Source organism: Photobacterium sp. DA100, assembly GCF_029223585.1.
GTDB lineage: Bacteria > Pseudomonadota > Gammaproteobacteria > Enterobacterales > Vibrionaceae > Photobacterium.
Map to the genome: position 1 here is coordinate 2,066,925 of NZ_CP119424.1, position 22,484 is coordinate 2,089,408.

Here is a 22,484-nt window from a genome sequence, read left to right on the forward strand (position 1 = left end):
CTACGGAAAATACTATAACAATAGTGATAGAGGTGAGTAAGGGGGGAAATCACCTATTGACATCGAATTTACATTGTGGTCCACAGTTCTGGCGCGGCTTTATGAAGTGCGAAGCATAATAATGCTGCGCGACCGAAGTAGGCCTTTCCGAGGTCAGAAATGGAGCCTTATCAGTCGGAAAAACGACAGGTTATTCAAATGCTTTGCATAGTTTCTTGCGTATAAATTATCCATTTTTTTGGGCGTGCTGTTGGTTTTTCTGTATAGGCATAAAAGTGCATGCCTAGATATGCATGCATCTGCAATCCATGGGTTTTATATTGGCTGAAAATATTGATCCGATGGTATTTTTATTAATAACATTGGTTGAGTTTTTATAATATTTATTTTTTTAAACAAAAATAAAGCGACTAATTACACATGAAATTAGTCGCTCAGTAGCACCTTAATATCCTTCTTGGTTGTAAGGGTAAGATAATTGCATGTACTACTTTGGGGTTAGTTTACTAATTTAAAAGTTCTCAGCAGGGTGATTCCTAGGCTGCTGGTGAATATGGAACCCAGTGTCGTGACTGCTATTATGTTGGCGGCAAGGTAGGCGTTTCCGCCCATACTCCTGGCCATGACATAGCTGGCTGCCGCCGTTGGCGCGGCACTCATGAGGAATATCAGCCCTAGCTCCAACTCACGAAAGCCAAAAGCAATCCCTGCCAGGGTAATAAGTAGTGGCGAGACAAGGAGCTTGCCGACACTGGCAAATTGGGTGTTTGCCGGCTCTTGGCGTAATTGATTGAAGTCGAGGCTGGCTCCAGTACAGAGCAGTGCCAGCGGCAGTGTCATCCCCGCGAAGTAACCTCCGGACTTGGTGATGAGCTCAGGTAGGGGAACGGCGAACAGTGAAAATGGCAATGCGCAGAGGATGCTGATGATCAGCGGGTTTTTGATGATCGAGCGAAGGAGAAACCCCGCATTAAGGCTCGGGAGATTCGGGTTCGAGCGCGACAAGGTGATAACAGCAAGGACATTGTAGGCTACCGTGATGACGGCAACATAGAGCGATCCCAAGGCGAGGCCGGTCTCGCCAAACGCGTTGCTGGCGTAGGCCAAGCCGATGATGCCGGTGTTGGCGCGGAAAGCGCCCTGGACAACTACCCCGCGATCTTTTTTTTGTGTTATCGCCCGGCTGGCCACTAGCTCGAACAAGATATAGGTAAGAATGTTGGCAGCTAGCGCAAACAGTAATAAGTCAGGGTTACCAATTTCTGAGATGTTGGCGCGGGCAACGCTTAAAAACAGCATTGCCGGTAGAGTCAGATTGAAAACCAGCTTGGAGCCGGTTTCGATGAAATCTTCGGTCAGCATGCCGATGCGCTTGAGGTAGATCCCGAGGCCTAGCATCAGAAAGATGGGGCCGGTGATGGAAAATGAATAATGTAATTGTGCAAGCAGCTCTGTCATGGTCGCCTATCCTTGTTAAGAAGGATATTTGTAACACAAATGGCGGTGAGATAGGAAATATGATCAAGGATCACTGTTCCGATCTTGGCCTGCAGGACCTGATACTGAGTCAAGATGCTGAATTTATATGGAACGATGATCAAGAGGTGCGGCTTGACGGCCGATGTATTTCCGACTGGAACGATGATCAAGCGAGATCATGATCTTGGTATTTTTCCCCCGAACAATGATCAAGCGAATGTCCGTTGCCCGCAGGGCAAAATCGCAGCAACCAATCACTCAATGCAGCCATGGTTGATCGGATATACCCTAAATGATTGAAAATCAGGCAATTAAATGGGCTGGGATAACGGGCTGCCGCCCCCGGGAAGGCTCGGTGGGTTTCAGCTCCTGGTTTTTAAATCAGCAAAATAACATCAGAATGACATTGGCCGTAAATTCTCGTCACTTGATCATAGTTCCGGAGTATGGCTCTTTGGGGAAATATGGTATGCTCCTACTACGAATCACCGCCATATCCTTCGATCATTTAGCATGAAAACAAAGCTAAACTCGCCATTGTTCAAACCCTCTGAAATCGTCAAGCTGCCGGAGCAGATGGATCACCACAACCATGGTTACAACCAGGTGGTGATTGGTCTGTCGGGACAGACGGAATTTGATATAGAAGGGTCGGGCAACCTGGTCTGTCCCGGTCAGGGCTGTCTGGTAACGGCGGACTCCGAGCACGCGTTTTCTGGTATCGGCAATAATGAAATATTGGTATTGAATGTAGCCTCAGACCAGTACTTGGCCTCTTACTCTCAAGATCATCTTGCCCAGTTGTTCGAGCACTCGGGCTATTTCCATCTCGATCGCCAAGCACAGAACTTGATCCAGGCGCTAACCGCAGAAATGGCTGCTCACCCCGATGATCTGCTGCTCAGCAGAGCGTGCACCGATACCTTGATGTGTGTACTGCATCGTCACTTCAAACCGCTCAAAGACGATCGCCAAACCTATCGTTTGAACATGGATGTCATTGATCAATATATCCTTCAGCACCTGACCCGGAAAATCTCCGTAGCCCAGTTGGCGGGCTTGGTCTTTCTGGGCGAAAGCCAATTTCATTTTCTGTTCAAAGAGCAAACGGGCGTGACGCCTCACCAGTATGTGCTGAAAAAGCGCCTGGAACTGGCGCGGGATCTGATAGAAGAGTCCCAGCTCAGCGTCGCTCAGGTTGCCCAAAGCACCGGGTTCGCCAGCCAGAGCAGTTTCACCCAGGCGTTTACCCGGTTATACGGCAAACCGCCGGCGCGCTATCGCCGTGAAAATCCGGCTGGCTAGTTTCGCTAAACCAACCCTATCCGTCCCATTCCTTTTGTTGACGTTTTGTTGCTGACTGCACCAATTCAGCCTTATCTGCCTGTTGTTTATTCTGCTAAAGGCTGTTCATGATGGCCATGGGCAGCTTCTTCGTGTCTATGTCTCTTTGATCGTCCCTGATCATTGATCCGTCTGTTCTTGATCATTGTTCCGAAGCTGTGTGTTAAATAGGCAATAATTGGCGTCTGGTTACGGAAAAATGCATGTTTTCTAAAAAATCTCCGTCAATTTTTGTTAAAGGCCGGACTTTTTCTAAAAAGTATCGGAGAATATAGCAAGACTATCGGAGTGGTGGAAAATAAAATCCCCTCAATGGTAACACTGATGTAACATTTTCTTGGGTGGGAGGCAGCGAGTAATGGAAAATGCTGTTTGCCTGATCCGGTACACTATTGAGGGAATCACTATGTTCAATGCGGCAGAAGTACTTCAGCCTGGTTTTATTGAGCGTCCACTGGATGAGCTCTGGTCCTTGATTTCACCCCTATACAGCGTGGATGAATCACAGTGGCTCGCGCAGTTGATGCCGCTGGCTGAGCCAACAGAGCAGGAGAGGCAGTATACTGCCGAGCAGGCGACAAGCTTGATTGAGCGGGTCCGCGCCGATCAGAATGCAGTCCAGATGATCGATGCCCTGTTGCTGGAATACAGTTTGGACACCAAAGAAGGGATCTTGCTGATGTGTCTGGCTGAGGCCTTGATGCGAATCCCCGACGCTGCCACAGCCGATGCCCTGATCCGTGACAAGCTCAGTGTGGCGGATTGGAAGTCTCACCTGAAAAATTCCGACTCGCTGTTTGTGAACGCCTCTACCTGGGGCCTGATGCTGACCGGCAAGGTGGTCAGTCTCGATGCCAAGGAAGATGGTGCCCCGAGCCATGTCATCAACCGCCTCGTTAACAAGATGTCCGAGCCGGTGATCCGCCAGGCCATGAACCAGGCAATGAAGATCATGGGGCACCAATTTGTCTTGGGCCGGACCATTGCCGAAGCCATGAAGAATGGCAAGAGCAAGCGTGATAAAGGCTTTACCTATTCGTTTGATATGCTGGGCGAAGCGGCTTTGACAGCCCAGGATGCCCAGAAGTATTTCAAAGACTATGTCATGGCTGTCGAGGCTGTCGGCCGTGACAGCTATGCCAGCGAAAGTGGCAGCAATACCCGCTCGCCGGATCCGACGGTGTCGATTAAGCTTTCCGCTCTGCACCCGCGTTATGACGTGGCTAACGAAGCCCGTGTGCTGGACGAGATGTACCTGTCGGTGCTGTCTCTGCTCAAGCGCGCCCGCGAGCTCAATGTCGGTATTACCATTGATGCCGAGGAAGCCGATCGTCTAGAGCTCTCGCTGAAGCTGTTTGAAAAGCTCTACCGCGCCGAGGAGGTAAGGGGATGGGGTCGTTTTGGCCTGGTGGTACAGACATATTCGAAACGCGCACTGCCGGTGCTGGCGTGGCTGGCGGCATTGGCCAAGGAGCAGGGCGATGTGATCCCGCTGCGCTTGGTGAAGGGGGCTTATTGGGACAGTGAGCTGAAGTTGTCCCAGCAGAGCGGTTATAGTGCCTATCCCGTCTTTACTCGCAAGGAAGCCACCGATGCTTCCTATTTGGCCTGTGCCCGCTTCTTGCTGGCAACTCACCTCAACGGCCTGTTTTATCCTCAGTTTGCCAGCCATAATGCGCACACGGTGTCGGCGGTGATGGCGATGGCAAAATCGCACCGCAACTTCGAATTCCAGCGTCTGCACGGCATGGGCGATGCGCTCTATAACCATGTCATGGAGATGCACCAGACCAATGTCAGGATTTATGCACCGGTAGGCAGCCACAAGGATCTGTTACCGTACTTGGTTCGCCGCCTGCTGGAAAACGGTGCCAACAGCTCATTTGTGCACCGCCTGGTTGACGCGAACTGCCCGGTGGAAAGCCTGATCCAGCATCCGGTCGACATCCTGAAATCACGCCCTACCTTGCACAACAGCTTGATCCCGTTGCCGCCGCAGATCTTCGGCGAACAGCGCAAGAATTCGGCCGGGGTCAATATTGATATTGCTTCGCAGTGGCAGCCATTCAGTGAGTCCGTGCAGGCGTTTGCCCACCATCAGTGGCAAGCCGGCCCGATTATCAATGGGGCGGCGCTAACTGACAGTGGCAATACTGTGGCCGTGACCACGCCATATGACCGCCGCGAAAGCGTAGGCTGTGTTGCCTTTGCCAGTGCCGAACAGGTCAATGAAGCGATCTCAATCGCCGCACAGAGCTACCCGCAGTGGTCATCACTGCCTGCGACCGAACGTGCGCAGTGCTTGCTGCGTCTGGCTGATTTGCTGGAAGACAATACCGGGGAATTAGTGGCGCTTTGCCATCGCGAAGCCGGCAAGACCATCCAGGACAGTATTGATGAGATCCGTGAAGCGGTAGACTTCTGCCGTTTCTATGCCCATCAAGCTGCAGAAGAGTTCTCTCAGCCCAAGCCGGTGATGGGCTTTGACGGCACTACCCGCCAGCTAAGCTACCAGGGGCGCGGGGTCTTCGCCTGTATCAGTCCGTGGAACTTCCCGCTGGCAATTTTCCTTGGCCAGGTTTCTGCCGCGCTGGTTGCGGGCAATACCGTAGTGGCCAAACCGGCTGAGCAGACTTCGCTCATCGCCTTCCGCGCCATCGAGCTCATGCTAGAAGCGGGTGTGCCTGCCGGTGCGATTCAGTTGCTGCCGGGAACTGGGGCCGAGGTCGGTGCGCCGTTGACGGCCGATGCCCGTATCGCCGGGGTGGCATTTACCGGTTCGACCGAAACCGCCCAGCGGATCAACCGCAGCTTGGCTGGGCGTGATTGCGAGCCGGTACCGCTTATCGCCGAGACCGGTGGCCAGAATGCCATGATTGTTGATAGTACTGCGCTGCCAGAGCAGGTGGTGCGTGATGTGGTGCGCTCGGCCTTTGCGTCGGCGGGCCAGCGCTGTTCGGCACTGCGTGTGCTGTTTATCCAGCAGGACATTGCCGATAGGGTGATTGGCCTTATCAAGGGAGCAATGGCCGAGCTGTCGGTTGGCCGTCCCGAGCTGCACAGCACCGATGTGGGGCCGGTGATTGATCGTGTGGCCCGCGACAAGCTGCAGACCCATATCCAGTCGCTGAAAAACCAGGCCAAGTTAGTGGCGCAGGCAACCGTGCCTGCGAGCTGCCAGCACGGTGATTTTGTCCCGCCGTCGGCGTTTGAAATACCTTCTATCGATATTCTGAAAAATGAACACTTCGGCCCGATCCTGCACATCGTCCGTTTCAAAGCGAGCGAGCTGGATCAGGTGATCGACCATATCAACCAGACCGGTTTTGGCCTGACCATGGGGGTACACAGCCGCAACGAGCGTACCTACAGCCATATCGAGCGCCGTGCCCGTGTCGGTAACTGCTATATCAACCGGGATCAGGTGGGGGCGGTCGTTGGCGTTCAGCCGTTTGGCGGCCAGGGGCTATCCGGCACCGGCCCGAAAGCCGGCGGTCCGCACTACCTGTACCGCTTTACTCAAGACCGTGTTGAAGCCTAATGGCTGTCGAGAAAATTAAGGAGTGATCATGACTATTCAAACATTGGTAAATACAAGCTCGGCGGCATGGGAAGGCTGGAATAACCTTGGCTATCAAGCACGGACGCGCATTCTGCGCCACTGGACCGATCAACTGGCGGCCGAATGCCGCGCCATGGTGGAGTATCAATGCCGCCAGGCCGAGGAACATGTCGCCCCGACATTGTTGATGCCGGGCCCGACGGGCGAAACCAACGAGCTGTACTGTGCCGGGCGGGGCTGCTTTGTGGTGACCGCCGACAATGAAACACCGTTGGTGGCATTTTTCGGCCAGCTAGCAGCGGCATTGGTCACGGGCAACACGGTGTTTGTTTGCCTGCCTGCAGACTACCCGGTCAAGGCCAAAGACGTCGCTGCGCAGCTCGAGCAGAGCGGCTGTGCTGGCGGTGTGATCACCGCGATTGATAACGATCAGCTTGCCGATCTGGTCAGCCATCCCGCTGTGGCTGGCGTGGCCTATGCCGGCAAGCTGTCAACAACCCAGGCGCTTGGGCGCCAACTTGCTGCCCGAGACGGCTTGCTTGCTCAGCTTATCAGTGAAACTGATACCGAGCAGCTGCCGGTTATCGGCAGTCCGACATACTCACTGCGTTTTGTGACCGAGAGGACACGGACGATCAACATTACTGCGGTTGGCGGCAACGCCACCTTGCTTGAGTTGGGGAGCGGTGAGGAACATTAACCAGAGGGTGGGCCGCTGCATGCAGGAATTTAGCTTGCAACCTGCTGGCGGCCGAGCAACCCATCGCTGATTATCAGCGCTAAAACCAAATGCCCCTGCTATGGACAGGGGCTTTATGTGAGGGAACTCAAACAATGATAGAGAATAGCTTTGCTATTACAGCAACGTTTATCGCCTACCTGATCGGTATGCTGGCCATTGGCTACATTGCGTATAAGCGAACGTCAAATTCAGCCGATTACTTCCTTGGCGGACGTACATTGGGACCTTGGCCCGCAGCGCTTTCTGCCGGTGCATCGGATATGAGTGGCTGGCTGCTGCTCGGTCTGCCGGGCTACGCCTATGCGGCGGGTATCGAGTCTCTGTGGCTGGCTGGCGGCTTGCTGCTGGGGACCTGGCTCAACTGGCTGATCTGTGCCAAGCGCCTGCGTACCTACAGTATTACTACCGATAATGCACTGACCATGCCGGAGTTTCTGGCCCGTCGCTTCAACGATAAATCCAAGCTGATCCAAACTATTTCAGCATTCTTTATCTTGCTGTTTTTCCTCTTCTATACCAGCTCGGGTTTGGTTGCCGGTGGAAAGCTGTTCGAGACGGTGTTCGGTCTTGACTATGCCGTTGCGGTGATTGTCGGTACGGTGTGCGTGGTGTCTTACACCTTGTTCGGTGGTTTCCTGGCGGTGTCTTGGACCGACTTGGTGCAGGGCCTGCTGATGGCGGCGGCATTGATGATTGTGCCTATTGCGTCGATGAACGGCAGCCCGGTAGATCTGGCACTGGCGCTGGAAGCGAAAAACCCTGAATTGATGACCCTGTTCAACGATGTGAAGGGCGAGCCGCTATCGGCTATCGCGATTATTTCCCTCGCGGCCTGGGGCCTGGGCTATTTTGGCCAGCCGCACATTCTGGCGCGATTTAAGGCGACCCGCAGCAATGCCGATATCGCTACTGCCCGCCGCATTGCGGTTGGCTGGACGGCGCTGTCGATGGCCGGTGCGATCCTTGTCGGTCTGGTTGGTATTTTGTACGTTGATAACCAGCTGGCCGGTAACCTTGACGACGGCGAGCGTATTTTCATGCTGCTGGTGAACTCAATGTTCCACCCGGTAATTGCCGGTATTTTGCTGGCGGCGATCTTGGCTGCCATTATGAGTACGGCTGACTCCCAGTTGCTGGTATCGTCATCGGCGCTGGCGGAAGACTTCTACAAGCAGGTGTTCCGCCCGCAGGCGTCGTCGGAAGAGATTGTGAAGGTAGGCCGTATCGCGGTGATCGTGCTTTCTATCATTGCCCTTATGTTGGCGATGAACCCAGACAGCACGGTACTTGGCCTGGTGTCTTATGCTTGGGCGGGCTTTGGCGCGGCATTTGGCCCGGCATTGTTGATTAGCTTGTTCTGGAAACAGATGAACCGCAATGGCGCATTGGCCGGTATTGTGGTCGGTGCGATGACCGTGGTGATCTGGAAGCAGCTCAGCGGCGGTATTTTCGACTTGTACGAAATTGTCCCAGGCTTTGTCTTTGCCACCATTGCGATTGTGGTGGTGAGCAAGATGACCGGTGGTGTCTCGCAAGACGTTGCTGCACAGTTCGACACTTACCAGAAGAATCTCGTCGAGTTCAAGTAATCCCCCGGGGTGATTGACTATCTCTAAGGCGGCGTCTGTTTTCAGATGCCGCTTTTTTATGCCCTTGGCAGCTGCATCTTTATCCATCTTTTCAATGCCTTCTGGCTATAAATTCATGCTCTCAATGCAAAGGGATATTGCGCTCATGAACAGCGTGATGCTTATTCCGCATTTTCGTTTTTGACGAGATTAACGCGTTTCATTTCATTGCTTATCCCTCACAATTTATGGGCTTATTAATGCTATTGCTGCCTTGCCTAAGCCTTTCCAGCTTGCGTGTCGGGATTCGGCCAATAGGTATGAACAGCCGTTTACTCACGGTGATGTATGGCGGTTGCGTAAGGTAGCTTGGCGTGAATGGAATGGATAACATTATGAAAATAAATCAGAAAAAAGCAGTGTTAAAGACCAGTCTCACTCTTGCCCTTATTGGCATGGCAAGTGCGGCAGCCAATGCCGAGCCCTATGAGATGTTGCTCAGTGATGTGCTGGCCGATGAACAAGCCATTATCGCAGAGCAGCCCGAAGGGCTGGCATTGGTGATGGAGTCGATCCGGACGCTGGATAACGGGCGCGTCGAGGCGATTACCGTCGGCAACTCGAATAATCCGGAGAATGTCAAACGGGTCGAGTCGATTGTCAGTGAGCAGGATTGGAACTTCCTCTTTGTTGAGCGCCACGCGCAATATACCTATCTCAATTTCCTCAAGGGCATCGGCAAGTTCCCGGCGTTTTGCGGGAATTATGATGATGGCAGAGATGCCGAGGCGATTTGCCGTAAATCGCTGGCGACCATGTTTGCCCACTTTACCCAGGAGACGGGTGGGCATAATGCCTATAGCGAATATCCAGAGTGGCGCCAGGGGCTTTACTATTTGCGCGAGGTGGGCTGGAGCGAAGGCACTTCCGGCGGATACGGTATTTGTGATCCGGGCTTGTGGCAGGGTGAGGCCTATCCGTGCGGTCAGTTTGAAGATGGCTCCTACAAGAGCTACTTCGGCCGTGGTGCCAAGCAGCTCAGCTACAACTACAACTATGGTCCATTCTCCCACGCCATCTATGGCAATGTCGAAAAGCTGCTCAACGAACCTGAGCTGGTGGCAGACTCTTGGCTTAATTTGGCCAGCGCCGTGTTCTTCTATCTTTACCCGCAGCCACCCAAACCCAGTATGTTGCATGTGCTCGACGGCACCTGGCAGCCGAACCAGGCTGATTTGAACGCCGGCCTGGTGCCCGGGTTCGGGGTGACCACCATGATCATCAACGGCGGCGTTGAGTGCGGAGGGTCAAGTGAGCATATCCAGTCGCAAAACCGCATCGATTACTATCGTGAATTTGCCAAGTACCTCGACGTACCTATTGCCGAGGGTGAAGTGTTAGGCTGCGCCAATATGCAGGCCTTCGATGCTGGCGGTGCCGGCGCACTCAACGTTCACTGGGAAGAAGACTGGGGTTGGACACCGGATACACCGACAGGCCAAACCTACAAGTGCCAGCTGGTGGCCTACCAAGGTCCATTTTCTGCCTTCGTCGAAGGGGACTACCGCAAGTGTGTCGAAGATAAATTCGATGTCAATATCATCAATGATCTCGAGGGCGTGCCGCCTACTGCTGATGCCGGGGGCGATATAACCCTGTTCTCGGATAATACCCGGGTCACGCTTGACGGCAGCGGCTCGCATGATCCTTATGGTGAAATTGTCAGCTATCAATGGCAGCAGGTTTTGGGCAATACCCTTGAAATTGCCGCTGCCGATCAAGCGAAAGCTTCTGTCGTTGTGCCCAAGGTCGAGACGGAGACCCTGTACCATTTCGAGCTAACGGTGGTGGATGATGATGGCCAAACAGCATCGGATACCATGACGATCACTGCGAAAGTCGTGCCGGATAATTTCCCGCCTACGGTCACGCTCGCCGGGCCGCAATCAGTGAAAGCCTCGGAGCCGGTTGTTATCACCGCGACCGTCGAGGACCCGGATGATACCGAGTTCAGCTTTAACTGGCGTGCGTCAAACGGTATCTCGCTGGATGTGGCTGAAGATAATCGCTCTGCCAGTTTTGTTGCACCTGTGGTTGAGAGTGAAACGACCGTTACGGTCTGGCTGGATGTTACGGATAGCGTCAATGAGCCCGTAACTGCCTCACACAACCTCGTCATCAAGCCGGCTTCAACCGGTGAATACCCGGCTTGGGAGCTGGGCAAGAATTATGTTGAAGGCGATCGGGTGACGAACTTGGGCGAGAACTATGAATGTAAGGAATTCCCGTACAGTGGCTGGTGCGGTGTCGCTGAGGCCTACAAGCCAGGAGAGGGGCATGCATGGCAGGATGCCTGGACCAAGCTATAGCTGATATGACTAGAAGCTGATATTTATGCGGTGCTCAGCGCCTGAGTGCCGCTTCTTTATCTGAAGAGCAAAGTTTTGCTGGTATATTTGACTATAAAACGAGCACTTGAACGCAAAAGGGAAAAATAATTCTCGGTAGGTATGTTGTAGCTAAGCGATTGACTTTTTGGTGTTATTTTTATCTGGCTTAGTTTTTTTAACGCAAAATTCCGCTTACTCGTGTACTAGTTTGCTATTACATTGTTGCGGGGGTTCTGATAGTTTGTGCTGGTCACCACGCACTATTGTCAACACTATCACTAGAAGAACCTGTTCCATGAAGTTGAAAATTTCCTCTGCCATCATCTCCACACTTTTACTGGCTGGCCAGGCATCCGCCATTACTCTTTATGAAGATGAGCAAAATAAATTCGATGTCGGTGGCGTTTTTGTCCTCGACGCTTTCCAACCGGTCTGGGGCGAAGACGATATCTTCTCTGCCACCCGCAGTATCCTCAACCTGGGCTTTGAGCGCCAGCTGCAAGATGGCTGGACGCTGGATGCCAAGTTCGAGTGGGATCAATTTCTGAATAATCCGACGTCTGGCAGCAGCAACTTCCGTAACCGCTTGGGCTACGTCACCATCAATAACGATGAGCTGGGTAGCCTGCGATTCGGTAAACAGTGGTCGGCATACCATGATGTTGCCCGTTACATGGATAACCTGATCATCATCGACCCTGATGCGACACCGATTTACTCTGAAGGTACTGACGGCGGTTTCGCGGCAACGGGCCGCGGTGATAACCTGGTGGCTTACCGCTACAGCAACAGCGGCGTGAATGTTTCGGCGCACTACGGTTTTACCAGCAACGGTGAATCCGGCAGCTTTGAAGATGAAAACAACCAAGTTCAAAGCGATACGGTCAAGCGTGATTACAACTACGCGCTATCGACCAGCTACGACTTTGACTCGGGCCTGAGCTTGGGTGTGGCTTACCTGGAAAACAAGGTTGAAGTTGCGCAGGCCTCTGAGGTTAACGGCTTGGAAGACGGCGACAAGCAAACAGCATTGACTGTTGGCGGTCAGTATGTTGCTGGTGGCCTGAAGGTGGCAGCGGTTTACACCAAGGGTGAAAATATCCACAAAGCGGGCCTACAGGGCGGTCCTCGCGCAGAATGGGCAGATGCCAACGCAGTAGACGTCTATGCGCACTACGCGTTTGGATCAGGCCTGCGTCCGTACGCTTATGCTTCACACGTTGATTTCGACGGTGAAAATGGCGTAGATGGTGACCGCCAGGTATATGCAGTGGGTTTGTCTTACGCCTTCACGCCGAAAACCGTGCTGTCTTTCGAAGCCAAGCGAAACGAGCTGAACGAGTTCAGTGGTGAGCCTGGCCGTACCGATAACGGCGGTGGTTTCAACTTCGCGTACGTATTCTAATTCTGCTTTCAAGCACTAATAAAAGGCTGGCATGGTTGCCAGCCTTTTTCATGCCGCTATTCGCATGGAGGAGCCAGGTGGATCATCGCCAGGCCGCCGAGTGAGGTTTCGCGGTATTTCTTGTTCATGTCCTTGCCGGTTTGGTACATGGTATCAATCACCTTGTCGAGCGAGATGCGCGATTTGCTGTTGCGCTTGAGGGCCATGCGCGAGGCGTTGATCGCTTTCATTGCGCCCATGGCATTGCGCTCGATACAAGGGATCTGAACCAAGCCGCCAATGGGGTCACAAGTCATGCCCAGCGAGTGCTCCATGGCAATTTCAGCCGCCATGCAGATCTGCTCGTTGCTGCCGCCGCGGATCGCCGTCAGGCCGGCTGCCGCCATTGAGGATGACACACCAATTTCACCCTGGCAGCCCACCTCTGCACCGGAAATAGACGCATTCATCTTGTACAGCATGCCGATGGCGGCGGATACCGCAAGGAAGTCTTTGATTTGCTTGCCATTAAGCTCGTGGATGAACTTGTTGTAGTACATCAGTACAGCTGGGATCACTCCTGCCGCCCCGTTGGTTGGCGAGGTAACGACCTGGCCACCGGCGGCATTTTCTTCGCTGACGGCAAAGGCAAACACGTTTACCCAATCCAGGACCACCATAGGATCGTTCTCGATCTCTTGGTTGGACTCGAGCTTCTTCAGCAGTGCCGGGGCGCGGCGTACCACATGCAGGCCACCTTCCAGTATACCTTCGGTCTCAAAACCGCGGGCCATGCAGTTCGCCATCACCTGCCAGATCTGGTTTGCCTTGGCATCCAGCTCTTCCTGGCTGCGGAAGGCTAGCTCATTGCGCAGGAACATGGCGCCAATACTTATCCCCTCTCGCTCGGTGATTCTGAGGATATCTTCCGCCGAGTTGAATGCGAAAGGTACCTTGACTTCGCTGGTGGCTTTGCCGTTTTGTAGCTCGTCGGCAGTAGCAATGAAACCACCGCCTATCGAGTAGTAGGTCTCGATAAATAGCTGCTTGCCTGCGTGGTCGAAGGCGGTAATGGTCATGCCGTTTTCATGCAACGGCAGATTATCACTGTGAAACAGCATGTCGGTATCGACATTGAAAGCGATGAGCTTTTTACCCGCCAGTAGCAAGGTTCTGTTGGCAATCCCATCGGCCATCGCTTGGTTGGCGGCCTGGATATCAATCGCATCGGGCTTGTTGTGCATCAACCCCAGGATTGATGCTCGGTCGGTGTGGTGGCCTTTGCCTGTTAGCGACAAAGAGCCGTACAGATCCACTTGTACCCGGGCCACATCGTCCAGCATGCCATCCACTTTCTGGCAGAAATCAAAACCGGCCAGCATCGGCCCGTTGGTGTGGGAGCTGGACGGGCCTACACCCACTTTGTAGATATCAAAAATAGATAGCATGGTCTTTCCTTAAAAAATCACATCTATTAATAAGTTTGGCAGAAAGAAACAAGCCGACACGGGAAAAGCAGGAAAAAACCGAAACAATAGTAGGAAATTGGCTAGAACATTGAGAGAGAAAAGAATAAGAGACAAAAATTTGTCTCTTATTCTATTTTCATCAATTGTTGAATTTGTATTTTCTCGGTGAATGGTTTGAGGTTTCTTGTTTGATATAGAAGTTATTTTCTGAAAGGTGATCCCAAAATTATTAATTTATTTTGATGGCTAATTCTAAAAGTTATTAATTTAAATCAAGCGACAAAACGCTTGGTGGGAATGATAATAACATAACTAGGAATATATCATGGAAATAAAGAAAACCTTTTGCTCCTATATTGCAGCGTCAATAATTTGTTCTTTATATTCAATGTCAGTGACAGGGGCTGAACCGGAAAATATTGCCTCGCCTGACTTTGCCTTTGCTAATACCAGCTTGACCTATGGCGATAACGGCTACCAGGAAGATCCGCTGGGGATGATCAGAGCGTTTGACGGAAACCCTTATACTTCATGGCACCCCGCTCTTCGCAAGGACTCTTGGCTTGGGCAGCTGTTTCCCGAAGCCATGGCGGTAACGGGGTATTCAGTCAAAGGCAATATTGAACATTTTAAAATTCAGGCTAGTCACGATGGGATTGCTTGGCAAACCCTCGATACCCAGCGTGAGCAAACCATCAGCTCGCAACTAACCTACTTTACAATACCGGAAGAAAAGGTAGGGGCTTATCAGTATTATCGCCTATATACCATTGGGGATAATTATTCAGCCAATATAAATATGCTTGAACTATATGGCCATCGCGGAGAAAGCAGTGGTGGTGTGCCTGAAGATGTTACGATGCCGCAGTTTGCCTCTGCCAGTTCCAATGCCTGGGTTATGACAGATACGGCCTTTGAATATTTACCGAACCTTCACACCTTGGCATTCGATAATATTAGCGGCGGTTATAACTTTTCGGAAAATACCTATTGGCGCCCCGTTAGCCAGGATAATGAATGGTTGGCTCAGTCATTTACTCGTCCTCAGCGAATTGTCAGTTATACCCTTGAGGCCCCCTCGCAATACATGGCCCCAGAGCACTGGTTGCTGCAGGCCAGTATTGACGGCAGTACATGGTTGACGCTGGATGAACGCCAGAACCAGGAGCTGGGAAAGGAAAAGCAAAGCTACGAGATAGCATTTGAGCAGCAGGGCAGCTACCCATACTACCGTTTGTATTTCCCCTCTAATGTGAAACCGATTGGGGTCAGTGAAGTTGAACTGCTAGCGGCCGGTGCGACAGCCGCGCCCGTGCCACAGGATGATGCGGTGATGGTGGTGATCAGGGATGCGTTTGGCGACGCGCCATGGTACGAGGAAGGCTCGCACGGTGGCTTTGTCATGGCCATTGCCCAAGGTCACTACAATGCTGAGTTGGATGTGGATGAGAGTGTCGAGTTCCGGACATCCAACATCAATGATGACAGGCGCGACAGTGCGCCGATAGATCTGTCCGAAGAGGCTTTTAAGGCCGATGTCATCAATATGAGCTCCAGTAGTACGACCTATGATGCCGGCAAGAAAGCGGTTAAATCGCTCAATGACTATTACCCGCAGCAGCCGCTCAAAATTACCTCGGCTGGTAATGCCTCGACGGTCTGCACTGCTGAAGCGGCTGAACTGGGTCGCCAGGTGGGATTGAGTGCCTCCGCGCTGGAAGCGCACTTTGCTGGTGTCCCCCAGTCCGAGTGGGAGCACTATTACAAAGCCTGTGATATGACGGTCGTGGCAGCCATCGATGCGCAGCAAGAGGAGAGCTGGATTGTCGTGGCGGGCTATCTGGGTGATCCGGACCGCCCACAAAAGCCGCTGGGGATCCTGAAAGACCGCGGAGTTGTCGCCCCCTATAAGATTGATGGCCGCGACGGCACCAGCTTTTCGGCCCCCTATGTGAGCGCGCTGGCTGCCATGATACTGCAACGCGCCCCCGAGCTAACGGCAAGTGAGGTTGCGGCAATCATATTCGCCACCGCTGACGATCTGGGTGAGCCCGGGGTCGATGAGGTATGGGGGCACGGACGCGTCAATCCTGCAAGAGCGATGCAATATATGGACGAGCAGGGATACGGATACCCTTAATAGTGAGGCGGCCTAATGGCCGCCTTTTTTCGCTGTTCAGCGCCTAATTACGGATCAATGATCAAGGAACAGGTAGTTCTGCCAGCTTTTCATTCTGATCAGGACTTTGCGCATTACCGAGACATGTTCGAAGCTATCGGAATAGACCGCTATTTCGACATTGGCCCCTTGTGGCAATTGATACTCACTGAGGTCATCGTTGATTTTCAGTTTGACCAGGGGGCGTCCCTGGCGCAGCAGCAAATCGCTGCCGTAAAGCACTCCCGCGGCCTGGATCTGGCTTTCGCCGATAGCCGGCAACACTTCGACCACCTCGCCCTGGAAGGTTTTGCCGGGCAAGGCCCGGAAAATAAAGTCGGCCTTGAAGCCGGGGCGCAGTCTTAGTAAGGAGTTCTGCCTGAACGCGCCGATAAAGTACTGCTCTTCCTGGTGGACAAACGTCATCACCGGTTTGAGTGGCAGCGGGACGGCCATCATGCCGGGCCGCAATGTTACTTGGGTGACATAGCCGGCGGTAGGGGCATGAACTACGGTTTCCTCAAGGTTGAATTGGGCCTGGATAAGCTGGGCGCGGACCTTGGCGATAGCGGTGTTTTCACCCATGATCTGTGACTCGTAGGCCAACTTGGCACGTTGCTCTTCTGCCCTCGCCGCAGACAGTGACGCCTCCGCGCTGCGGTAGAACTGGCGGCGGTTATCCACTTCCGATTTGGTAAAGGCACCGCGCTTGTAGCCTTTCTCGTAGCGCTGGTATTGGCTCAGGGTCCTATCCCGTTCGGCGATTGCCCGTTCCGTGCTGGCTTTGGCCGCATGGTAAGCCGCCTCTAGGCCCATGACATTTTGTTTCGCTTCGGCCAACGCCGCTAATTGTAACTGGACCTCGGCTTCATACGGCGTGGGATCGACACGGAACAGGATATCGCCCTTTTTGATAGGTGTATTGGCGACAACCGGTACCTCGACCACTTTGCCCCTTACGCCGGGGACTATCGGGGTGGTGACGAAAAACTGCCCGCCCATGTTGCTGTGCGGGTGGTTGTAGTTCATCAGTAGAATCAAGGCTCCGATGAGAATAATGCCGCCAAGTACTGCCGTCGGTACCGTCCACTTGTTGAGCGGGATATTGAAGATCTTGAACACCGCAATACACAGGGCGGCGTAGGTCAGAATAAGTAATAGATCCATTAGTGCTCATCCCCCTGTGTGCGGTCTGGCGGTGTCTCGTTGTTGGACTGTTTGATCTCCATCTCTGCGACTTTTTCGGTCAGGTGTTCGACCCGCTCTGAGAGCTTGAGGATCTCGTGATGCAGCTCGTTTTGCTCGTTCTGGAGTTGGGTGAACCCCCAACCCCGGTCTTCGCGCCATAGCGTGGCCCAAATCCACAGGAACGGCCAAAGCGCATGCAGGGTAAACAAGCTGACCCAGCCGGCATAATGGATGGCATCTTGGTGGGGGTGGTTGCGTTTTTTTGAAATTTCATAGGGAATATCGTGGATAGCGATGATCCCGTAGAACAGGAAAACCGCGACAAAGCACAATACGCCCAGGGCAAAATAGTCGAGAAACATCCTTGCTCCTTGTCCTTATCAGATCGGCGGTGACGTTGTGCCGGCTTCCGGGTAAGGCACATTCCAGTCATTATCAAATTTAGCATTGATTTACTTTTATGCTTGTTTTACTTGGTTTTATTTCGATATCGGCAATGTGAACAAAAGGGGGGATGGCGTATACTCGTCAGGAATTTGTGCTCCAGTTATTGGCCTGTTGGTCGATATATGTAGTCGACGAGAAAAGGATAGCCGCTCAGGGGAAAGCGGTGGCTATCTCACCGAATATTGTCATGGTGTTCGGTAACCAGGAATAAACACTGACCGTAGAGGGGATATGCCTTACCTATTGATTGCTACTGGCCTGTCAGCGGGCCTACTGGCGTGGATCCTGTACCGTTTGTTTGCCTCCAAGGCGAAGCAACAGCAGTCTTTGGAAGAAAAGCGGAAAAAAGAGGCCCGGTACCAGCAAGTGTTGGAAAAAGCCAAAGTGGCCGAGCGCGAGGACAAAATATTCAAGGCGCAGACGGGGCATGTGCCAAGTCAGCTGTCTTTGGCGAAGGAGTATGAATTAACCAATACTCGCGAAGCTATCTACTGGTACGAAAAAGCCGCCAAACTCGACAATATTATTGCCCAGAATGCCCTGGCACGCTTGTGCCGGGCCGACATCGACGATCCTGACGGCGAGGCAAAGTCGCGATACTGGGAGCAGGTGGTCAAAGCCAAGCGTGGCGAGGCGAAAGAGCTGTTCGAGCTTGGCTTGCTATTGATCCGTGGCCTGGGAACTGATATCGACGTCGAAGCCGGATTGGAACAGGTGCGGGAGGCGGCGGACAAAGAATGGCTGGCCGCTATGCTGTTCCTCGGTGATTGGTATCTTTCTGAGTTTTCGCAACCGCATCAGCCGGTGGAGGCCTTCTTGTGGCGTTTTAGGGCCGCGAGGCTGGGTGATATCAACGGTTTTATGAAAACCGCATTTTGTTATCAGGCCGGGATCGGCGTGAGCAAGGACAGTGCGCGCGCCATGTACTGGCTGGAGCGGGCGGCAGAGCGAGGAGAGGGAGAAGCGCAGCTGCTGGTGGCCAAAATGCATAACCGGGACACGATGTCCGATGCTGCCATCGCTTATATCTGGTATTCCTTGGCATACGCTAATGGCTTTAAGCAGGCGAGGAAAGCCCGGGATGGCGTGGTACAGCAATTTGATATCGATACCATCCTTGGGGTGCAGAATGTGGCAAACAGGATCTACAAAATGCTCAAGCAGGGGGCGGGGGTAGAAGCCCACTCGGTGATGCACTTGCTTGACAAACTTTACGATAGAAGCGGTTATCGGCCGACGGAAGAGATGCTTGATTCGATAGCGTTGGGAGAGCTGGCCAGTGAGATGTCGACGCTACAGCCAATTGATAATGCGCAGCAAGCGAAAAATCGGGTGCAGGGGCTTGATGGCGAGGCGCGCTCTGAATCGTCTGATGAGCTGAAAACTGACATATTGTCTGCCGATGCTGTTGATAGCGCCCCTGGCCAATCGGCCATGTCGGGCTATCAGCAGCAATCGTGGCAGATGTCTTGGGATAGCCTGCTGTCAGGCGATATCCGGCAGGATAAGCCCGAGAAAAAGCAGTGACGATGACAAAAAAGGCCCTGGATGAGGCCTTTTTTGTTACAGGGCTTGGATATAGTCAAGCAGCTGGGGCATCTCGGTCAGGGTGATCACCCGCGGATCATTGATTTCTGGCGCATGGGGGGCGGCATAGTGGAAGGTGGGGATCCCGGCATTGAGGCCCGCCTGGACGCCCCGCGCGGTGTCATCGACGAAGACGCAGTCCTGCAGCCGGTAACCCATATTCATCGCGGCAAAGTGCAGTAAGTCCGGGTCTGGCTTCCAGCTACTGGCTTCAAAGCCGCTGAATAATTTCCCTTCGAAGAAATGCAGCATGTTGGTCAGGCCGAGGGTGTGCTCCATTTTATGGACAGGGCCGTTGGAGGCAATACACATGTCGATCCCCTGCTGGGTCAGTTTCTGGAGCAGATCGGGCACCCCGGCAATCGGCGTCAGGTGTTCGTTGAAGAGTTTGCGGCATTCTTCCCGGTACATCGGCTCAAGGATATCGATAGGCGCCGTTACCCCGGTACGGCGCCGGGTTTCGGCCAGGATATCGACAATCTTGCCGCCTTGGAAATGCTCGATACATTCATCGAGGCTGAGCTGTCCGCCGAGCCGGGAAAAGATGTTCACCAATGCCTGGTTACACAGCCGCTCGCTGTCTACCAAGGTGCCGTCGCAGTCAAAGATGACACAGCGGGTGTGATAGGGCTGATCCTGTCTCATAGTTTTATCCTGTCTATCTCGCTGCCTTGATTGTTAATCCAGCCCTACGATTCCGACAATACGAAGATCGGTATTTTGCTAGCTACATCGCCAACTGTTTGTGAAATAGCGAAAATAATTTGAATCAGCGCGCATTGAACCGGCCGCCAGCATTAGCTCGGCTGGTGCTGGTTGATGAAAGCCTCGAGAATAGCGGTGCCTGAGCCGGCTTGCTGTTGCTCGGCCTGCAAAAACGCCCAAATAGCATCTTCATGCTGGGCCACTAAATGGTACAAGCTTTGGTGCTCGGCCGCCGCTTTGGCTTGCTGGCGGTAGCGAAGGGCATAGGGTTCGACCCAGTTGACCAAGGTGTCGACCAAGCTTTCCCAGTCTCGATGCAGCCACTGCTCGGCGTCTTGCTGGCCCTTTTGCTCCATCTTGGCGTCATGGTCTGGGCAGGGAATACCGATAGACGTTAATTCTGTTTTTAGTTTGGTCGCAGTGATTTGCTCGACATTTATCAGAAGTTGCCATTTATGGATGTGGCTATCGTCACTATACTTGTTGGCAAAAGCAGTGAAAAAGGCAATGCCATACAGTTCACCAAGGTAGGCAGAATAAAGCGGGTTTGTTTCCATGGGCACAAGCCTGTGTTGATAGTCTTTGAGGTAAATGCCTGCTGAGGCAGTAGTGGCGATTATAAGGGGTGGCTATGACTTCATCCATATTTCCATCATGGCTTGGCGGCTATGAGGTCAGGGAACATGTGAGGAACCCGAATATTTCGGTCGGGGAGCATACGTATTATTCGGGCTATTATCACGACAAGCATTTTGAGGATCATTGTGTCCGGTATTTGCTTGGCGATCACTCGAGCCGGGCGGTTTGGGAGTCTGGGATTTTCGGCGAGGTCGACCAGCTGATTATCGGCAAGTATTGCTCGATTGCTTCGGGGGCGACTTTTATGCTGGCGGGGAACCAAGGGCACCGCCATGATTGGATATCATCGTTTCCTTTCGATGTTGGTAAGTTCGGTGACAAGGTCAAATCGGGTTTCGAGCGTGCCGGTGATACGGTGATCGGCAATGATGTCTGGATCGGCAGTGAGTGCGTTATTATGCCAGGCGTGACGATTGGTGACGGGGCGGTGATTGGCGCGCGGGCTGTGGTGACCAAAGATGTGGCACCTTATGCGGTGATCGTAGGTAACCCCGGTCAGGAGATCAAAAAGCGCTTTAGCGATGCGCATATTGCCAAACTGCTGGAGATGAAATGGTGGGACTGGCCGCTAAAGCGGTTGCAGGAGAACATGGACTTGATGTGCAGTACGGATATCGACGCCCTGTTCGAGCGATACCAGCATTTTGAACAGTAGTCTGTGTGTGTTGGATATCGAGAAAAACCGGTCAGCTTGCTGGCCGGTTTTTTTGTGCCTGCAGGGCTTACAGAAAGTGGGTTGGGCTATGGCCGGTCCAGCTTTTGAACGCGCGCGAAAAGCTGCTGAGATCGGCAAACCCAAGCCGGAAGGCGATATCAGTCAGGTTGATATTGGGCTGGTTTAGCAGCAGCAAGGCCTTTTCCAGCTTGTACTGCTCCAGCACTTGCCGGTAGCTCGAGCCTAAGTCGGCGAGGCGGCGGTTAAGGGTTCTGACGCTCATCAGCATCTGTGAGGCGATTTTTTCCCGCGAGATAATTTTCAGGTTGCTTTCGTTGTCTAGCAATTTGTAGATCAGCAGGATGATATCGTGGCTCTCCAGTTGGCTGACCGCTTGGCGCAAGCGAGGAATGGCAACGGAATAGATATCGGGATCCCGTCCTTTTAGCCTGATCGTATCGGCATTTGGGGGAAAGCAAATCTTCAGCAGTGGCGAGCCAGTCTCAATCTGGCAGCCCATTAACTGTTCGAATTTGCCTTGCAGCTGGGGAGTGAAGGGCCAGCGGGTGATTTTCAAAACCAGGTTATTGATGCCTCCGGTGGCTTGCTGGATCATCTCGATTAAGGTGGCGACGTACATCATAAACCCCCGATCGGAAACTTTTGATTTGTCATTGAAGGGATCACGGTTGATCACCCACAGCTCGCTGTTTCCCTGGGGTGTTTTGTGGTGTTTGAGCCGGATGGGGGAGCCTATCAAGATACAGTACTGGCAGGCGTCCTGAATCAAGGTCTTGAGATCGTTGGCTGTCCATAGCGCCAGCGAGTAGCAGCTGAAGGTGAGCGGCGAGGCATGCTTGGCGGCAAAGGCTGGGAAAAGCGGTTCGCCACTGTCCTGGCACAGTTGGTTGAACTGGCTACTGAAGGCTCGGAGATCTGCCGGCTGTATTCGAATGCGCTCGCTCTCTGCCGTATCAGGAAAATACAGGCTCGGATCGAGGCCAAATTGCTCCGCCGCTTGGTGAAGCATTTCCCGCCATCCTTTATGGATAGACATGGAAGCACAGGGAACTGGTGGCATGGAAGTACGATAGGTTATGTGACTTAATGAGTATCGTATTCATTAAATAGTCTGCGTGCATTCAGGCGGCAGTAAAAGTGTGACTG

Annotated in this window: 17 protein-coding genes; 10 read left to right on the plus strand and 7 right to left on the minus strand. The window is 52.9% G+C overall.

Annotated elements, in window-relative coordinates:
* Positions 1-498 precede the first annotated feature (498 nt).
* On the minus strand, positions 499-1,458 hold the full coding sequence (locus tag PTW35_RS26925; protein ID WP_281028255.1) for an AEC family transporter: 960 nt from the start codon (positions 1,456-1,458) through the stop codon (positions 499-501).
* A gap of 534 nt (positions 1,459-1,992) precedes the next feature.
* On the opposite strand from PTW35_RS26925, the gene PTW35_RS26930 reads away from it, so the two are divergent.
* The 6 genes from PTW35_RS26930 (at position 1,993) to PTW35_RS26955 (ending at position 12,490) form a co-directional block, all read left to right on the plus strand.
* Positions 1,993-2,784 (plus strand): AraC family transcriptional regulator, encoded by a 792-nt coding sequence (locus PTW35_RS26930; RefSeq protein ID WP_281028256.1) that lies wholly within the window; start codon positions 1,993-1,995, stop codon positions 2,782-2,784.
* Between the two features lie 445 nt (positions 2,785-3,229).
* On the plus strand, positions 3,230-6,364 hold the full coding sequence (putA, locus tag PTW35_RS26935) for a bifunctional proline dehydrogenase/L-glutamate gamma-semialdehyde dehydrogenase PutA (protein WP_281029159.1): 3,135 nt from the start codon (positions 3,230-3,232) through the stop codon (positions 6,362-6,364).
* Positions 6,365-6,392: 28 nt separating this feature from the next.
* Positions 6,393-7,085: an aldehyde dehydrogenase family protein gene (locus PTW35_RS26940; protein ID WP_281028257.1), complete on the plus strand. Its 693-nt coding sequence runs from the start codon at positions 6,393-6,395 to the stop codon at positions 7,083-7,085.
* Positions 7,086-7,219: 134 nt separating this feature from the next.
* Positions 7,220-8,716: a sodium/proline symporter PutP gene (gene putP, locus PTW35_RS26945; RefSeq protein ID WP_281028258.1), complete on the plus strand. Its 1,497-nt coding sequence runs from the start codon at positions 7,220-7,222 to the stop codon at positions 8,714-8,716.
* A gap of 434 nt (positions 8,717-9,150) precedes the next feature.
* The gene (locus tag PTW35_RS26950) at positions 9,151-11,064 is read left to right on the plus strand and encodes a glycoside hydrolase family 19 protein (RefSeq protein ID WP_281029160.1); all 1,914 of its coding nucleotides are present in this window, start codon (positions 9,151-9,153) and stop codon (positions 11,062-11,064) included.
* A gap of 316 nt (positions 11,065-11,380) precedes the next feature.
* The gene (locus PTW35_RS26955) at positions 11,381-12,490 is read left to right on the plus strand and encodes a porin (protein ID WP_281028259.1); all 1,110 of its coding nucleotides are present in this window, start codon (positions 11,381-11,383) and stop codon (positions 12,488-12,490) included.
* Between the two features lie 56 nt (positions 12,491-12,546).
* On the opposite strand, the gene PTW35_RS26960 is transcribed toward PTW35_RS26955, so the two are convergent.
* Positions 12,547-13,917 carry an L-serine ammonia-lyase gene (locus PTW35_RS26960; RefSeq protein WP_281028260.1) on the minus strand — a complete coding sequence of 457 codons (1,371 nt, stop codon included), beginning with the start codon at positions 13,915-13,917 and terminating at the stop codon, positions 12,547-12,549.
* A 346-nt stretch (positions 13,918-14,263) separates the two neighbouring features.
* On the opposite strand from PTW35_RS26960, the gene PTW35_RS26965 reads away from it, so the two are divergent.
* Positions 14,264-16,078, plus strand: coding sequence for a S8 family serine peptidase (locus tag PTW35_RS26965; protein WP_281028261.1), 1,815 nt, complete (start codon positions 14,264-14,266; stop codon positions 16,076-16,078).
* A 54-nt stretch (positions 16,079-16,132) separates the two neighbouring features.
* On the opposite strand, the gene PTW35_RS26970 is transcribed toward PTW35_RS26965, so the two are convergent.
* Complete coding sequence (locus tag PTW35_RS26970; protein WP_281028262.1) at positions 16,133-17,263, minus strand: HlyD family secretion protein; 1,131 nt, start codon at positions 17,261-17,263, stop codon at positions 16,133-16,135.
* A complete protein-coding gene (locus PTW35_RS26975; RefSeq protein WP_281028263.1) occupies positions 17,263-17,646 on the minus strand; it encodes a DUF3302 domain-containing protein in 384 nt (127 codons plus the stop codon). Before PTW35_RS26975 ends, PTW35_RS26970 begins: the two co-directional genes overlap by 1 nt.
* 152 nt (positions 17,647-17,798) lie before the next feature.
* Between PTW35_RS26975 and PTW35_RS26980 the strand changes: the two genes are divergently transcribed.
* Together PTW35_RS26980 and PTW35_RS26985 are read left to right on the plus strand one after the other, a co-directional pair.
* Complete coding sequence (locus PTW35_RS26980) at positions 17,799-17,942, plus strand: hypothetical protein (protein ID WP_281028264.1); 144 nt, start codon at positions 17,799-17,801, stop codon at positions 17,940-17,942.
* Positions 17,943-17,962: 20 nt separating this feature from the next.
* The gene (locus tag PTW35_RS26985; protein WP_281028265.1) at positions 17,963-19,258 is read left to right on the plus strand and encodes a tetratricopeptide repeat protein; all 1,296 of its coding nucleotides are present in this window, start codon (positions 17,963-17,965) and stop codon (positions 19,256-19,258) included.
* A gap of 36 nt (positions 19,259-19,294) precedes the next feature.
* Here the strand turns inward: PTW35_RS26985 and yieH are convergent, their stop codons facing one another.
* Complete coding sequence (gene yieH / locus PTW35_RS26990) at positions 19,295-19,963, minus strand: 6-phosphogluconate phosphatase (protein ID WP_281028266.1); 669 nt, start codon at positions 19,961-19,963, stop codon at positions 19,295-19,297.
* 152 nt (positions 19,964-20,115) lie between these two features.
* On the minus strand, positions 20,116-20,580 hold the full coding sequence (locus tag PTW35_RS26995; RefSeq protein ID WP_281028267.1) for a hypothetical protein: 465 nt from the start codon (positions 20,578-20,580) through the stop codon (positions 20,116-20,118).
* 74 nt (positions 20,581-20,654) lie between these two features.
* On the opposite strand from PTW35_RS26995, the gene PTW35_RS27000 reads away from it, so the two are divergent.
* On the plus strand, positions 20,655-21,317 hold the full coding sequence (locus PTW35_RS27000; protein ID WP_281028268.1) for a CatB-related O-acetyltransferase: 663 nt from the start codon (positions 20,655-20,657) through the stop codon (positions 21,315-21,317).
* A 67-nt stretch (positions 21,318-21,384) separates the two neighbouring features.
* On the opposite strand, the gene PTW35_RS27005 is transcribed toward PTW35_RS27000, so the two are convergent.
* Positions 21,385-22,347 (minus strand): helix-turn-helix transcriptional regulator, encoded by a 963-nt coding sequence (locus PTW35_RS27005; RefSeq protein WP_281028269.1) that lies wholly within the window; start codon positions 22,345-22,347, stop codon positions 21,385-21,387.
* Between the last annotated feature and the right edge of the window lie 137 nt (positions 22,348-22,484).